The 15,760-nt window shown below is 54.8% G+C and carries 12 protein-coding genes, 1 tRNA gene and 1 pseudogene; all 14 read right to left on the bottom strand.

Translation table 11 applies throughout. The features are described 5' to 3' along the window. Nucleotides 1-241: GTP-binding protein (locus tag AACY50_RS28015; RefSeq protein WP_339434213.1), on the bottom strand; the 241-nt coding region annotated here is incomplete at its 3' end. Nucleotides 242-272: 31 nt separating this feature from the next. Then, on the bottom strand, nucleotides 273-2,378 hold the full coding sequence (fusA, locus tag AACY50_RS28010; RefSeq protein ID WP_339434212.1) for an elongation factor G: 2,106 nt from the start codon (nucleotides 2,376-2,378) through the stop codon (nucleotides 273-275). A 30-nt stretch (nucleotides 2,379-2,408) separates the two neighbouring features. Next, complete coding sequence (gene rpsG, locus AACY50_RS28005; protein WP_016772941.1) at nucleotides 2,409-2,882, bottom strand: 30S ribosomal protein S7; 474 nt, start codon at nucleotides 2,880-2,882, stop codon at nucleotides 2,409-2,411. Between the two features lie 107 nt (nucleotides 2,883-2,989). Further along, a complete protein-coding gene (gene rpsL, locus AACY50_RS28000) occupies nucleotides 2,990-3,361 on the bottom strand; it encodes a 30S ribosomal protein S12 (protein ID WP_003186084.1) in 372 nt (123 codons plus the stop codon). Between the two features lie 216 nt (nucleotides 3,362-3,577). Then, nucleotides 3,578-7,777: a DNA-directed RNA polymerase subunit beta' gene (gene rpoC, locus AACY50_RS27995; RefSeq protein ID WP_042561345.1), complete on the bottom strand. Its 4,200-nt coding sequence runs from the start codon at nucleotides 7,775-7,777 to the stop codon at nucleotides 3,578-3,580. A 64-nt stretch (nucleotides 7,778-7,841) separates the two neighbouring features. Beyond that, the gene (gene rpoB / locus AACY50_RS27990; protein ID WP_339434211.1) at nucleotides 7,842-11,915 is read right to left on the bottom strand and encodes a DNA-directed RNA polymerase subunit beta; all 4,074 of its coding nucleotides are present in this window, start codon (nucleotides 11,913-11,915) and stop codon (nucleotides 7,842-7,844) included. A 221-nt stretch (nucleotides 11,916-12,136) separates the two neighbouring features. After that, nucleotides 12,137-12,502, bottom strand: coding sequence for a 50S ribosomal protein L7/L12 (rplL, locus tag AACY50_RS27985; protein WP_003228750.1), 366 nt, complete (start codon nucleotides 12,500-12,502; stop codon nucleotides 12,137-12,139). A gap of 74 nt (nucleotides 12,503-12,576) precedes the next feature. Next, a complete protein-coding gene (gene rplJ / locus AACY50_RS27980) occupies nucleotides 12,577-13,077 on the bottom strand; it encodes a 50S ribosomal protein L10 (RefSeq protein WP_008081912.1) in 501 nt (166 codons plus the stop codon). A 198-nt stretch (nucleotides 13,078-13,275) separates the two neighbouring features. Next, a complete protein-coding gene (rplA, locus tag AACY50_RS27975) occupies nucleotides 13,276-13,971 on the bottom strand; it encodes a 50S ribosomal protein L1 (protein WP_339434210.1) in 696 nt (231 codons plus the stop codon). Continuing rightward, the gene (rplK, locus tag AACY50_RS27970) at nucleotides 13,971-14,402 is read right to left on the bottom strand and encodes a 50S ribosomal protein L11 (protein WP_003228756.1); all 432 of its coding nucleotides are present in this window, start codon (nucleotides 14,400-14,402) and stop codon (nucleotides 13,971-13,973) included. Before rplK ends, rplA begins: the two co-directional genes overlap by 1 nt. Before the next feature lie 117 nt (nucleotides 14,403-14,519). Next, nucleotides 14,520-15,053, bottom strand: coding sequence for a transcription termination/antitermination protein NusG (gene nusG / locus AACY50_RS27965; RefSeq protein ID WP_007916492.1), 534 nt, complete (start codon nucleotides 15,051-15,053; stop codon nucleotides 14,520-14,522). A gap of 9 nt (nucleotides 15,054-15,062) precedes the next feature. Beyond that, entirely contained in the window at nucleotides 15,063-15,431 is a 369-nt protein-coding gene (secE, locus tag AACY50_RS27960) for a preprotein translocase subunit SecE (RefSeq protein WP_339434209.1), read from the bottom strand. A gap of 45 nt (nucleotides 15,432-15,476) precedes the next feature. Continuing rightward, a tRNA-Trp gene (locus AACY50_RS27955) sits at nucleotides 15,477-15,552 on the bottom strand. A 53-nt stretch (nucleotides 15,553-15,605) separates the two neighbouring features. Then, nucleotides 15,606-15,760, bottom strand: a pseudogene (locus AACY50_RS27950) (hypothetical protein); the annotation flags it as partial.

The raw sequence follows: 15,760 nt of genomic DNA, 5'->3' as shown, positions 1-15,760 counted from the left end.
CAACGTGAGCGTAGTGACGGATCAGCGAGTTGTACTCAACGTGCGCGGTGTTGATGGTGATACCGCGAGCTTTTTCTTCTGGAGCGCTGTCGATCTTGTCGAATTCAACTACGGCCGAACCGAAAACTTCGGAGCAGACGCGAGTCAGAGCAGCGGTCAGAGTGGTTTTACCGTGGTCAACGTGACCGATAGTGCCAACGTTGACGTGCGGTAGGGAACGATCAAATTTTTCTTTAGCCACGACAATTAACTCCTAGCCTAAAGGGGCTGAATCAGCCTTGTTTTTTGGTTACGGTTTCGACGATGTGCGACGGAGCCGTATCGTATTTTTTGAATTCCATAGAGTAGCTTGCGCGACCCTGAGACATGGAACGAACGTCGGTCGCATAACCGAACATCTCACCCAGTGGAACTTCGGCACGGATAACCTTGCCGGACACTGTGTCTTCCATACCCTGGATCATGCCGCGACGACGGTTAAGGTCGCCCATCACATCACCCATATAGTCTTCAGGCGTAACAACCTCTACCGCCATGATCGGCTCGAGCAACTCACCACCACCCTTCTGGGCCAGTTGCTTGGTCGCCATGGAAGCAGCCACTTTAAACGCCATCTCGTTGGAGTCGACGTCGTGGTAAGAACCATCGAACACGGTAGCCTTCAGGCCGATCAGCGGATAGCCGGCAACAACGCCGTTCTTCATCTGCTCTTCGATACCCTTCTGGATAGCCGGGATGTATTCCTTAGGAACAACACCACCTACTACTTCGTTCACGAATTGCAGACCTTCCTGACCTTCGTCAGCAGGAGCAAAACGGATCCAGCAGTGACCGAACTGGCCGCGACCACCGGATTGACGAACGAACTTGCCTTCGATTTCACAGTTCTTCGTGATGCGCTCACGATACGAAACCTGAGGCTTGCCGATGTTGGCTTCGACGTTGAACTCACGACGCATCCGGTCAACCAGGATGTCCAGGTGCAACTCGCCCATGCCGGAGATGATCGTTTGACCAGTCTCTTCATCAGTTTTAACGCGGAAAGAAGGGTCTTCCTGAGCAAGTTTGCCCAGAGCAATACCCATTTTTTCCTGGTCATCCTTGGTCTTAGGCTCTACGGCAACCGAAATAACCGGCTCCGGGAAGTCCATGCGAACCAGGATGATTGGCTTGTCAGCGTTGCAGAGGGTTTCACCAGTGGTGACGTCCTTCATGCCGATCAGGGCCGCGATGTCACCAGCGCGTACTTCCTTGATCTCTTCACGGGCGTTTGCGTGCATTTGCACCATACGACCCACGCGCTCTTTCTTGCCTTTAACCGAGTTGATCACGCCGTCGCCGGAGTTCAACACGCCCGAGTAAACGCGGACGAAGGTCAAAGTACCCACGAATGGGTCGGTAGCGATCTTGAACGCCAGAGCCGAGAAAGGCTCGTTATCGTCTGCATGGCGTTCCATCTCTTCTTCCTCGTTATCAGGGTTGGTACCCTTGATAGCAGGAATATCAGTTGGCGCAGGCAGGTAGTCGATAACGGCGTCGAGAACCAGGGGAACACCCTTGTTCTTGAAGGAAGAACCGCAAACAGCCAGAACGATTTCGCCAGCGATAGTACGTTGACGCAAAGCAGCTTTGATCTCTTCGATCGACAGCTCTTCGCCTTCCAGGTACTTGTTCATCAGCTCTTCGCTGGCTTCGGCAGCAGCCTCAACCATGTTGTTGCGCCACTCTTCGGCCAGCTCTTGCAGCTCAGCAGGAATGTCCTTGCGAACAGGGACCATACCTTTGTCAGAGTCGTTCCAGTAGATAGCTTGCATGTTGATCAGATCAATCTGACCCTGGAAGTTATCTTCGGAACCGATGGCCAACTGAATCGGCACCGGAGTGTGACCCAGACGCTGCTTGATCTGACCGATCACGCGCAGAAAGTTAGCGCCAGCACGGTCCATCTTGTTCACGTAAACAAGACGTGGAACGCCGTATTTGTTGGCTTGACGCCATACGGTTTCCGACTGAGGCTCAACACCCGAAGTACCACAGAACACAACGACAGCGCCGTCGAGTACGCGCAGGGAACGCTCAACTTCAATGGTGAAGTCCACGTGGCCCGGGGTATCGATTACGTTGAAACGGTGCTCGTGCGAGTACTGCTTCTCGGAACCTTTCCAGAAGGCGGTAATGGCAGCAGAAGTAATGGTAATACCACGCTCCTGCTCCTGCACCATCCAGTCTGTGGTCGCGGCGCCATCATGCACCTCGCCCATTTTGTGACTTTTGCCGGTGTAAAAAAGGACGCGCTCGGTGGTGGTGGTTTTACCAGCATCCACGTGAGCGACGATACCGATGTTACGGTAGCGACTAATCGGAGTAGTACGAGCCATAAAGCCCTCGCAAAATTAGTGAAGCTAAAATTAGAAGCGGTAGTGCGAGAAAGCTTTGTTGGCTTCGGCCATACGGTGCACGTCTTCACGCTTCTTAACAGCAGCACCTTTACCTTCAGCAGCATCCAGCAGTTCGCCAGCCAAACGCAGAGCCATAGACTTCTCGCCACGCTTACGGGCGAAGTCTACCAACCAGCGCATTGCCAGAGCGTTACGACGGGAAGGACGAACCTCGACCGGAACCTGGTAAGTAGCACCACCAACGCGGCGCGACTTCACTTCGACCAGCGGAGCGATGGCGTCGAGTGCTTTTTCGAAGAGTTCCAGGGGATCGGTGCCAGCCTTACGGGCCGCAACGGTTTCCAGGGCACCATAAACGATACGTTCGGCAACGGCTTTCTTGCCGCTTTCCATAACGTGGTTCATGAATTTGGCGAGGATCTGGCTTCCGTATTTCGGATCGTCCAGAATCTCACGCTTTGCTGCTACGCGACGTCTTGGCATGATAAGCCCTCAAGCGGTCTTCAGGTTAGCTCGGGACAGATCCAATGGATGCGCGCCCGACCTTACTCTTATCGACTCAATAAAATAAAAATCTGCAAAACGGCCGATTACTTCGGACGCTTGGTACCGTACTTCGAACGACCTTGGTTACGACCTTTAACACCGGAAGTATCCAGGGAGCCGCGAACGGTGTGGTAACGAACACCTGGCAAGTCTTTTACACGACCGCCGCGGATCAGTACCACGCTGTGCTCTTGCAGGTTGTGGCCTTCACCACCGATGTACGAGGAAACCTCGAAACCGTTGGTCAGACGCACACGGCATACTTTACGCAGTGCCGAGTTAGGTTTTTTCGGCGTGGTGGTGTACACACGGGTGCACACGCCACGACGTTGCGGGCAGTTCTGCAGCGCAGGCACGTCGGATTTCTCGACGATACGCTTACGCGGCTGACGTACCAGCTGGTTGATAGTTGCCATCTACTAGCTCCACTGTTGTCTTGCGACGCTATTGTCTTGCAAGAAAAGCAAAATGGCAGGAACGAATTCCCGCCAAATTTAGGGGATCAAGAGTCTAAAGAGGATCTTGCCCCCAGTCAAGGCAAGGCCCCGACCTCCCCGCCCCTCGAACCTCGACAAATTGTCTCGATTCGATGAACGGAGCGATCAGGGCCTTACGCTCATATATCGCAGAACTCAGTTACCGCTCGAGTTCAGCGCTTCGGTCAGTGCAGCTTCCACTTCACTGGCGCTCACGCGCAACGGCTTGTCTGCTTCACGACGACGCTTGCGCTCGCTGTGATAGGCCAGACCGGTACCGGCCGGGATCAAACGACCCACGACTACGTTTTCTTTCAGGCCGCGCAGGTAATCGCGCTTGCCGGTGACGGCTGCTTCGGTCAGTACACGGGTGGTTTCCTGGAAGGAAGCCGCCGAGATGAACGATTCGGTCGACAACGACGCCTTGGTGATACCCAGCAGAACGCGAGTGAACTTGGAGACAAACTTGTCTTCCGCGCCCAGACGCTCGTTCTCTACCAGTACGTGAGTCAATTCCATCTGGTCGCCCTTGATGAAAGTGGAATCGCCGGACTCAGCGATTTCAACCTTACGCAGCATCTGACGCAAAATGGTCTCGATGTGCTTGTCGTTGATCTTCACGCCTTGCAGACGGTAAACGTCCTGGATCTCGTTAACGATGTACTTGGCCAGCGCGCTCACACCCAGCAAACGCAGGATATCGTGCGGATCGCTAGGGCCGTCAGAGATAACTTCGCCTCGGTTTACCTGTTCGCCTTCGAACACGTTCAGGTGGCGCCACTTCGGAATCAGCTCTTCGTACGGGTCAGTACCGTCGTTCGGGGTGATAACCAGACGGCGCTTGCCTTTGGTCTCTTTACCGAACGCGATGGTGCCACTGACTTCAGCCAGAATCGATGCTTCTTTCGGACGGCGAGCTTCGAACAAGTCGGCAACACGCGGCAGACCACCGGTGATGTCGCGGGTTTTCGAAGTTTCTTGCGGGATACGAGCGATAACATCACCGATCGCAATCTTCGCACCATCCGCAACACCGACCAGGGCGTTAGCTGGCAGGAAGTACTGAGCGATAACGTCAGTGCCTGGCAGCAACAGATCCTTGCCGTTGTCATCGACCATCTTCACTGCAGGACGGATTTCCTTGCCGGCAGCTGGACGATCTTTCGCATCGAGTACTTCAATGTTGGTCATACCGGTCAATTCGTCAGTCTGACGTTTGATCGTGATGCCTTCTTCCATGCCCACGTAGGTCACGGTACCTTTCATTTCGGTAACGATTGGGTGAGTGTGCGGATCCCACTTGGCCACGATTGCGCCAGCGTCGACCTTGTCACCTTCTTTAACCGAGATCACAGCACCGTACGGCAGCTTGTAACGCTCACGCTCACGACCGAAGTCGTCAGCGATTGCCAGCTCACCGGAACGGGACACAGCAACCAAGTGACCATCCACTCGCTCAACGTGCTTCAGGTTGTGCAGACGGACGGTACCGCCATTCTTGACCTGAACGCTGTCGGCTGCGGAAGTACGGCTTGCCGCACCACCGATGTGGAACGTACGCATTGTCAGCTGGGTACCCGGCTCACCGATGGACTGGGCAGCGATAACGCCGACCGCTTCACCAATGTTCACCTGGTGACCACGAGCCAGATCTCGGCCGTAGCACTTGGCACAAATGCCATAGCGGGTTTCGCAGCTGATCGGCGAACGCACGATCACTTCGTCGATGCTGTTCAGCTCGATGAACTCGACCCACTTCTCGTCTACCAGAGTGCCGGCAGGAACGATGACGTCCTCGGTACCTGGCTTGAATACGTCACGGGCGATAACACGACCCAATACGCGCTCACCCAACGGCTCGACAACGTCACCGCCTTCAATGTGCGGAGTCATCAGCAAACCGTGTTCTGTGCCGCAATCGATCTCGGTTACAACCAGATCCTGCGCCACGTCTACCAGACGACGAGTCAGGTAACCGGAGTTCGCAGTTTTCAACGCGGTATCCGCCAGACCTTTACGAGCACCGTGAGTCGAAATGAAGTACTGAAGTACGCTCAAACCTTCACGGAAGTTCGCAGTAATCGGCGTTTCAATGATGGAACCGTCCGGCTTGGCCATCAGACCACGCATACCGGCCAGCTGACGAATCTGTGCTGCGGAACCCCGCGCACCCGAGTCGGCCATCATGTACATCGAGTTGAAAGACTCTTGATCGACTTCAACACCATGACGGTCGATGACTTTCTCTTTCGAGAGGTTGGCCATCATCGCCTTGGAAACTTCGTCGTTCGCCTTCGACCAAAGGTCGATCACTTTGTTGTACTTCTCGCCCTGGGTAACCAGGCCGGAGGCGTACTGGCTCTCGATCTCTTTCACTTCGTCGGTGGCAGCACCGATGATGCGGGCTTTTTCATCCGGGATAACGAAGTCGTTAACGCCGATGGAAACGCCGGAAATGGTCGAGTAAGCGAAACCGGTGTACATCAACTGGTCAGCGAAAATGACGGTCTCTTTCAAACCAACCACGCGGTAGCACTGGTTGATCAGCTTGGAGATCGCCTTTTTCTTCATCGGCAAGTTGACGACGTCGTACGACAGACCTTTCGGCACAACCTGGAACAGCAGCGCACGGCCGACGGTGGTGTCGACGATACGGGTACCGCTCACGCTGTTGCCGTCACGATCGTTGACGGTTTCGTTGATACGTACTTTAACCTTGGCGTGCAGTGCGGCTTCGCCGGCACGGAACACACGGTCAACTTCCTGCAGATCCGCAAATACACGACCTTCGCCCTTGGCGTTGATCGCTTCACGAGTCATGTAGTACAGACCCAATACAACGTCCTGCGACGGAACGATGATTGGCTCACCGTTGGCTGGCGACAGAATGTTGTTGGTCGACATCATCAACGCACGCGCTTCCAACTGGGCTTCCAGTGTCAGCGGTACGTGCACGGCCATTTGGTCGCCGTCGAAGTCGGCGTTGTACGCGGCGCAGACCAGCGGGTGCAGCTGAATAGCCTTACCTTCGATCAGTACCGGTTCAAACGCCTGGATACCCAGACGGTGAAGGGTCGGTGCACGGTTGAGAAGCACCGGGTGTTCGCGAATCACTTCAGCGAGAACGTCCCAAACCTCTGGCAATTCGCGCTCGACCATTTTCTTGGCCGCTTTGATGGTGGTCGCCAGACCGCGCATTTCCAGCTTGCCGAAAATGAACGGTTTGAACAGCTCGAGGGCCATTTTTTTCGGCAGACCGCACTGGTGCAGACGCAGGGTCGGGCCTACGGTAATTACCGAACGACCAGAGTAGTCAACACGCTTACCGAGCAAGTTCTGACGGAAACGACCTTGTTTACCCTTGATCATGTCAGCCAGGGATTTCAGAGGACGCTTGTTGGAACCAGTGATAGCGCGGCCACGACGACCGTTGTCGAGCAGTGCATCGACCGCTTCCTGCAACATACGCTTTTCGTTGCGCACGATGATGTCCGGAGCGGACAGATCCAGCAGGCGCTTCAAACGGTTGTTACGGTTGATCACTCGACGATACAGATCGTTGAGGTCGGAAGTCGCGAAGCGGCCGCCATCCAGCGGGACCAATGGACGCAGATCTGGCGGCAGAACCGGCAGAACGGTCAGCACCATCCACTCTGGAAGGTTGCCGGAACCCTGGAAGGCTTCCATCAACTTCAGACGCTTGGACAGCTTCTTGATCTTGGTTTCGGAGTTGGTTTGCGGAATTTCTTCACGCAGACGGCCAATCTCGTGTTCCAGGTCGATAGCGTGCAGCAATTCGCGGACAGCTTCAGCACCCATGCGGGCGTCGAAATCATCACCAAATTCTTCCAGCGCCTCGAAGTACTGCTCGTCGTTCAGCAACTGACCTTTTTCAAGGGTAGTCATGCCAGGGTCGATAACGACATAGCTCTCGAAGTAGAGAACGCGTTCGATATCACGCAGGGTCATGTCCATCAGCAAGCCGATACGCGACGGCAGCGATTTCAGGAACCAGATGTGGGCAACCGGCGAAGCCAGTTCGATGTGCGCCATGCGCTCACGACGAACCTTGGCCAGTGCAACTTCAACGCCGCACTTCTCGCAGATCACACCACGGTGCTTCAAGCGCTTGTACTTACCGCACAGGCACTCGTAATCCTTTACCGGGCCAAAGATCTTGGCGCAGAACAGGCCGTCACGCTCAGGTTTGAACGTACGGTAGTTGATGGTTTCCGGCTTTTTAACTTCACCGAACGACCATGAGCGGATCATCTCAGGCGAGGCCAATCCAATACGGATGGCGTCGAACTCTTCGACTTGACCCTGGTTTTTCAGCAAATTCAGTAGGTCTTTCAAGGCCTTTCCTCCTGGCGGAGCAGAGAGCGGGCAATTCTGCCCCGCTCTCGATTCGCGTCACGTGTTATTCGGTTTCCAGATCGATATCGATGCCGAGGGAACGAATTTCCTTGATCAACACGTTGAAGGACTCGGGCATGCCCGGCTCCATACGGTGATCGCCATCCACGATGTTTTTGTACATCTTGGTACGGCCGTTCACATCGTCCGACTTCACTGTGAGCATTTCTTGCAGAGTGTAAGCAGCACCGTATGCTTCCAGTGCCCAGACCTCCATCTCCCCGAAACGCTGACCACCGAACTGCGCCTTACCACCCAACGGCTGCTGGGTAACCAGGCTGTACGAACCGGTAGAACGAGCGTGCATCTTGTCGTCTACCAAGTGGTTCAGCTTCAGCATGTACATGTAGCCAACGGTAACTGGACGCTCGAACTTGTTGCCGGTACGGCCATCAGTCAGTTGCATCTGGCCGCTTTCCGGCAGGTCTGCCAGTTTCAGCATGGCCTTGATTTCGCTTTCCTTGGCGCCGTCGAACACTGGGGTGGCCATTGGAACGCCGCCACGCAGGTTCTGTGCCAGATCCAGGATTTCCTGATCGGAGAAGCTGTCCAGGTCTTCGTTACGACCGCCGATCTGGTTGTAGATCTCGTCCAGGAAAGTGCGCAGTTCAGCGACTTTACGCTGCTCTTCGACCATACGGTTGATCTTCTCGCCCAGACCTTTGGCTGCGAGGCCCAGGTGGGTTTCAAGGATCTGACCAACGTTCATACGCGAAGGTACGCCCAGTGGGTTGAGGACGACGTCTACCGGGGTGCCATTGGCATCGTGCGGCATGTCTTCAACCGGCATGATCACGGAGACCACACCTTTGTTACCGTGACGACCGGCCATCTTGTCGCCCGGCTGGATGCGACGACGGATTGCCAGGTAAACCTTGACGATTTTCAGCACGCCTGGAGCCAGGTCATCGCCCTGCTGCAGTTTGCGCTTCTTGTCTTCGAACTTGTCGTCCAGCAGACGGCGGCGGTCAACGATGTAGGCCTGAGCCTTCTCGAGCTGCTCGTTCAGAGCGTCTTCAGCCATGCGCAGTTTGAACCACTGACCATGCTCAAGACCGTCGAGCACTTCGTCGGTAATGTCCTGACCTTTCTTCAGACCAGCACCGCCTTCAGCCTTGTGGCCTACCAGAGCGGAACGCAGACGTTCGAAAGTTGCGCCTTCAACGATACGGAACTCTTCGTTCAGGTCCTTGCGGATCTCGTCCAGCTGGGACTTCTCGATCGACAGGGCACGAGCATCACGCTCAACGCCGTCGCGGGTGAAGACCTGTACGTCAATGACAGTACCTTTGGTACCGGTAGGTACACGCAGGGAGGTGTCTTTAACGTCGCTGGCTTTTTCACCGAAAATTGCACGCAGCAGTTTTTCTTCCGGAGTCAGTTGGGTCTCGCCTTTCGGAGTGACCTTACCCACCAGGATGTCGCCTGCGCCGACTTCAGCACCTACGTAAACGATACCGGCTTCGTCCAGCTTGTTCAGTGCAGCTTCACCCACGTTAGGGATGTCCGCAGTGATTTCCTCTGGCCCAAGCTTGGTGTCACGGGCCACACAGGTCAGTTCCTGAATGTGGATCGTGGTGAATCGATCTTCTTGAACAACTCGTTCCGACAGGCAGATGGAGTCTTCGAAGTTGTAACCGTTCCAGGCCATGAACGCGATGCGCATGTTCTGACCCAGTGCCAGCTCACCCATGTCGGTGGACGGGCCGTCAGCCATGATGTCGCTACGCTGAACCCGATCACCTTTACGCACCAGCGGACGCTGGTTGATGCAGGTGTTCTGGTTGGAGCGGGTGTATTTGGTGAGGTTGTAGATGTCGACACCCGCTTCGCCGGTTTCAACTTCGTCATCAGCAACACGAACCACGATACGGCTGGCATCAACAGAGTCGATCACGCCACCACGACGAGCAACGACGCAAACGCCGGAGTCACGAGCTACGTTACGCTCCATGCCGGTACCTACCAGCGGCTTGTCAGCGCGCAGGGTGGGTACAGCTTGACGCTGCATGTTCGAACCCATCAACGCACGGTTGGCGTCATCGTGCTCGAGGAACGGAATCAACGACGCTGCAACCGAAACTACCTGCTTCGGCGAAACGTCCATCAAGGTGACTTCTTCAGGCGCCTTAACGGTGAATTCGTTCAAGTGACGAACAGCTACCAACTCATCGATCAGCGTTTTCTTGTCGTTCATCGTGGCCGAAGCCTGAGCGATCACGTGATCAGCTTCTTCGATGGCAGACAGGAACACGATCTCGTCGGTGACCAATGCGTCTTTCACCACACGGTACGGGCTTTCCAGGAAGCCGTACTGGTTGGTGCGCGCATAAGCAGCCAGGGAGTTGATCAGACCAATGTTCGGACCTTCCGGCGTTTCAATCGGGCATACGCGACCGTAGTGAGTCGGGTGTACGTCACGAACCTCAAAGCCAGCGCGCTCACGAGTCAAACCGCCAGGGCCGAGTGCAGAAACACGACGCTTGTGGGTGATCTCGGACAGCGGGTTGTTCTGGTCCATGAACTGAGACAACTGGCTGGAACCGAAGAACTCTTTCACCGCCGCAGCCACTGGCTTGGCGTTGATCAGGTCTTGCGGCATCAGGCCTTCGCTTTCAGCCATCGACAGACGCTCTTTGACCGCACGCTCAACGCGTACCAGGCCAACGCGGAACTGGTTCTCGGCCATTTCGCCTACGCAGCGAACACGACGGTTACCCAAGTGGTCGATGTCATCGACGATACCTTTACCGTTACGGATGTCGACCAGAGTCTTCAGTACCGCGACGATGTCTTCCTTGCACAGCACACCCGAACCTTCGATCTCGGTACGACCGATACGACGGTTGAACTTCATCCGGCCGACCGCAGACAGGTCATAGCGCTCAGGGCTGAAGAACAGGTTATTGAACAGGGTTTCGGCAGCGTCTTTGGTTGGCGGCTCGCCTGGACGCATCATGCGATAGATCTCGACCAGCGCTTCCAATTGGTTGCTGGTGGAGTCGATCTTCAGCGTGTCAGAAACGAACGGACCGCAGTCGATGTCGTTGGTGTACAGGGTCTCGATGCGAACGACTTGAGCCTTGGCGATTTTGCCGAGGATCTCAACGTTAAGCTCGGTGTTGCACTCAGCCAGGATTTCGCCAGTAGCCGGATGCACGATGACCTTGGCAGTGGTGCGACCCAGGACGTAGTCCAGAGGCACTTCCAGCGTCTTGATACCGGCCTTTTCGATCTGGTTGATGTGGCGCGCAGTAATACGACGGCCAGCTTCAACAATGACCTTGCCTTTTTCATCCTGGATATCCAGAACGGCAATTTCACCACGCAGACGCGATGCAATCAGCTCCAGGCTGAGGGTTTCGCCGCTCAGGTGGAATACGTTGGTGGTGTAGAACGCGTCCAGCACTTCTTCAGTGGTGTAGCCGAGCGCGCGCAGCAGTACCGAGGCCGGCAGCTTGCGACGACGGTCGATACGCACGAATACGCAGTCTTTCGGGTCGAACTCGAAGTCCAGCCACGAACCGCGATAAGGGATGATGCGCGCGGAGTACAACAGTTTGCCGGAGCTATGCGTCTTGCCGCGGTCGTGATCGAAGAACACGCCCGGGGAACGGTGCAGCTGGGAAACGATTACACGCTCGGTACCGTTGATTACGAAGGTACCGTTCTCAGTCATCAGGGGGATTTCACCCATGTAGACTTCTTGCTCTTTGATGTCCTTGATCGCTTTGTTCGACGATTCTTTGTCGAAAATGATCAGGCGCACTTTTACCCGCAAAGGTACGGCGTAAGTTACACCGCGCAATACGCATTCTTTGACATCAAATGCCGGTTCGCCCAGGCGATAACCGACGTACTCCAGCGCAGCATTGCCGGAGTAGCTGATGATCGGGAAAACGGATTTGAAGGCCGCATGCAGGCCCACGTCGCGGAACTGATCTTTAGTCGCTCCCGCTTGCAAGAATTCACGATACGAATCCAGCTGGATGGCCAGGAGGTACGGCACATCCATGACGTCCGGCAACTTGCTAAAGTCCTTGCGGATACGTTTTTTCTCAGTATATGAGTAAGCCATCAGCGTTCCCCAGCTTGGTCACCTGCTTGTTTGGCCCCTCCCGACGGGAGCAGCCAGAAAATCGTGCAAACCCCATGGTTTGCGCCACCACATCGGGTGGTTAAAGCACCTTTATCAGCACCGACCCAGTCGGCTGCCAATAACGGAAAAAGGCCGGTGGCAAGAGCCACCAGCCATCAGCCTGTCGCTTTACGCTCGGGCTGGAGGAGCAAAGTCGATACTTACTTCAGCTCGACTTTAGCGCCTGCTTCTTCCAGCTTCTTCTTGGCGTCTTCAGCAGCTTCTTTCGAAACGCCTTCAGCTACAACCTGAGGAGCGCCGTCTACTTTCTCTTTGGCTTCTTTCAGGCCCAGACCGGTCAGTTCACGAACTGCCTTGATCACGTTAACCTTCTTCTCGCCAGCTTCCAGCAGAACAACGTTGAACTCGGTTTGCTCTTCAACAACAGCGGCAGCAGCAGCTGGACCAGCCGAAGCAGCAGCAGCGGTAACACCGAAGGTTTCTTCCATCGCTTTGATCAGCTCAACGATTTCCACTACGGATTTCTGGCCGATTGCTTCGATGATTTGTTCGTTAGTCAGAGACATGACTCAATTCCTGAATTGGGGGACGGCCTACGCGACCATCGAAATAAACAAAAAACGCGAGAAGTTGACGAGCCTTAGGCTGCGGCAGCTTCTTTCTGGTCGCGAATTGCCGCCAGAGTACGAGCCAATTTGCTGGTAGCGCCTTGAATCACGCTCATCAGCTGAGAAATTGCTTCGTCACGGGTCGGCAGAGTTGCCAGTACGTCGATCTGATTAGCTGCGAGGAACTTGCCCTCGAACGCAGCTGCCTTGATCTCGAACTTGTCCTGACCCTTGGCAAACTCTTTGAAAATACGGGCAGCAGCGCCCGGATGTTCGTTCGAGAATGCAATCAGGGTCGGGCCGGTGAACACGTCGTTGAGGACACTGTATTGAGTGTCAGCAACAGCGCGCTTGAGCAAGGTGTTACGTACAACACGTACGTAAACGCCAGCTTCACGAGCCTCTTTACGGAGTCCGGTCATTGCGCCTACTGTTACGCCACGGGCATCAACCACGACAGCGGACAGAGCGACTTTGGCAGCCTCGTTGACTTCAGCGACGATGGCCTTCTTGTCTTCGAGATTAATTGCCACGGGTTTAACTCCTGCTTGTTACCGTTTCATTCGATCGAAACCGAATGTCGTTTTGGTGTCTGATTCGGTAAGGAACCGGGAGCACCATCTGCGTAGGCTTATGGTTTAAGACTTGCGTCGCCTACGGTCTTGGATAGCCCCCGCCAGGCAGGGACCCCAATCTTTCAATTGGCGCGATCAATCGCGCCAACCTTTGTCTTACGCGTCCAGCGAGCTCTGATCGATAACCAGACCTGGGCCCATAGTTGTGCTCAGGGTAACGCGCTTGACGTAAATACCTTTCGAGGAAGCTGGCTTGATACGCTTCAGATCAGCGATCAGAGCTTCAACGTTTTCCTTCAGCTTGACGGCTTCGAAGCCCATCTTGCCAACGGAAGTGTGGATGATGCCGTTTTTATCGGTGCGATAACGAACCTGACCAGCTTTAGCATTCTTAACCGCAGTAGCTACGTCTGGAGTCACGGTGCCGACCTTCGGGTTAGGCATCAGACCACGTGGACCGAGGATCTGGCCCAGTTGACCTACAACGCGCATGGCATCCGGGGATGCAATCACTACGTCATAGTTCAGGTCGCCACCTTTCATTTCGGCAGCCAGGTCGTCCATACCTACGCGGTCAGCGCCAGCAGCCAGAGCGGCTTCAGCAGCTGGACCCTGAGTGAACACAGCAACGCGAACGGTCTTGCCAGTGCCGTGTGGCAGCACAGTAGCGCTACGAACAACCTGGTCGGATTTACGCGGGTCTACACCCAGGTTTACAGCAACGTCAAACGACTCGCTGAACTTGACAGTCGACAGCTCAGCCAGCAGAGCAGCGGCGTCTACAATGTTGTAGGCCTTGCCTGCTTCGATTTTGCCGGCGATAGCCTTTTGACGCTTGGTCAGCTTAGCCATTACACACCCTCCACGTTAAGGCCCATGCTACGAGCAGAACCGGCGATAGTACGCACGGCTGCATCCATATCAGCTGCAGTCAGATCCGCGTTTTTGGTTTTCGCGATTTCTTCCAGCTGAGCACGGGTAACAGTGCCAACCTTAACGGTGTTCGGACGAGCGGAACCGCTGGTCAGACCGGCCGCCTTCTTCAGCAGAACCGAAGCAGGGGTGGATTTGGTTTCGAAAGTGAAGCTACGGTCGCTGTAGACAGTGATGATCACTGGAGTTGGCAGACCTGCTTCAAGACCCTGAGTACGGGCGTTGAAAGCCTTGCAGAACTCCATGATGTTCACGCCGTGCTGACCCAGAGCAGGACCAACAGGTGGACTTGGGTTAGCCTGAGCGGCCTTCACTTGTAGCTTGATGTAAGCGGTAATCTTCTTGGCCATGAGGCACTCCAATTACGGGTTCAAACGCCTCGAAAGGCTCCCCGGTTACTTGCGCGTTTATCCCAGTGACGACAAAACCCCACAGCCTAAGGCTGCGGGGTTGGGATGCTTGCTCAGCTAGACCTTTTCGACCTGACTGAACTCCAGCTCTACCGGAGTAGAGCGACCGAAAATGAGCACTGCCACTTGGATCCGGCTCTTTTCGTAGTTAACTTCTTCAACGACGCCATTGAAATCAGCAAATGGACCATCATTGACTCGCACCGTTTCACCAGGCTCGAAAAGAGTCTTAGGCTTAGGTTTGTCGCTACCATCAGCAACGCGACGCAGAATTGCTTCTGCCTCTTTATCAGTGATTGGCGCTGGCTTATCAGCAGTTCCGCCGATAAAGCCCATCACACGAGGCGTGTCCTTGACCAAGTGCCAAGTACCCTCATTCATATCCATCTGAACCAGCACATAACCTGGAAAGAACTTACGCTCGCTTTTGCGCTTCTGGCCATTACGCATCTCGACCACTTCTTCAGTGGGAACCAGAATTTCACCAAAGCCATCTTCCATGCCAGCCAGTTTCACTCGCTCAACAAGCGAGCGCATCACATGCTTCTCGTAACCCGAGTAAGCATGCACAACGTACCAACGCTTAGCCACGGGACACCCTTAGCCGACAATCAAGGAAACAAGCCAGCCGAGCAGGGAATCAAGCCCCCACAACAGCAACGCCATAACCAGAACAACAGCCACAACGATTAGCGTGGTCTGCGTGGTTTCTTGGCGAGTTGGCCAAACGACTTTACGAATCTCAGTGCGAGCTTCCTTAACCAGTACAAAGAAAGACTTGCCCTTCGCAGTTTGCAGACCTACAAAGGCAGCTGCAGCAGCAATCACAAGCAATGCGAGTACGCGGTACAGGATCGGCGAAGCTGAGTAATACTGATTACCAACAACGCCAACAACCACCAAAGCAACTACTACAAGCCACTTGAGCAAATCGAAGCGAGAGCCTTGAGTTTCAGCTTTAGGAGTCATCTATGAAGATCCTGTGAAAAGAAAGCCAGACACACCAAGTGAATCTGGCAGGTCAGGAGGGAATCGAACCCCCAACCTACGGTTTTGGAGACCGTCGCTCTGCCAATTGAGCTACTGACCTAAAACAAAATCAGGCCGACCATTATGCCGGCCTGAAAAATACATTACAACCGATTATTCGATGATCTTTGCTACGACGCCGGCGCCGACGGTACGACCGCCTTCACGGATAGCGAAACGCAGACCGTCTTCCATCGCGATGGTTTTGATCAGGGTAACAGTCATCTGAATGTTGTCACCTGGCATTACCATTTCAACGCCTTCTGGCA

Origin of the sequence: Pseudomonas sp. RA_15y_Pfl2_54, from assembly GCF_963971015.1 — a bacterium.
GTDB lineage: Bacteria > Pseudomonadota > Gammaproteobacteria > Pseudomonadales > Pseudomonadaceae > Aquipseudomonas > Aquipseudomonas baetica_A.
The sequence above is the reverse complement of the archived record's forward strand: the minus strand, read 5'-3'. Positions and strand labels throughout refer to the sequence as shown.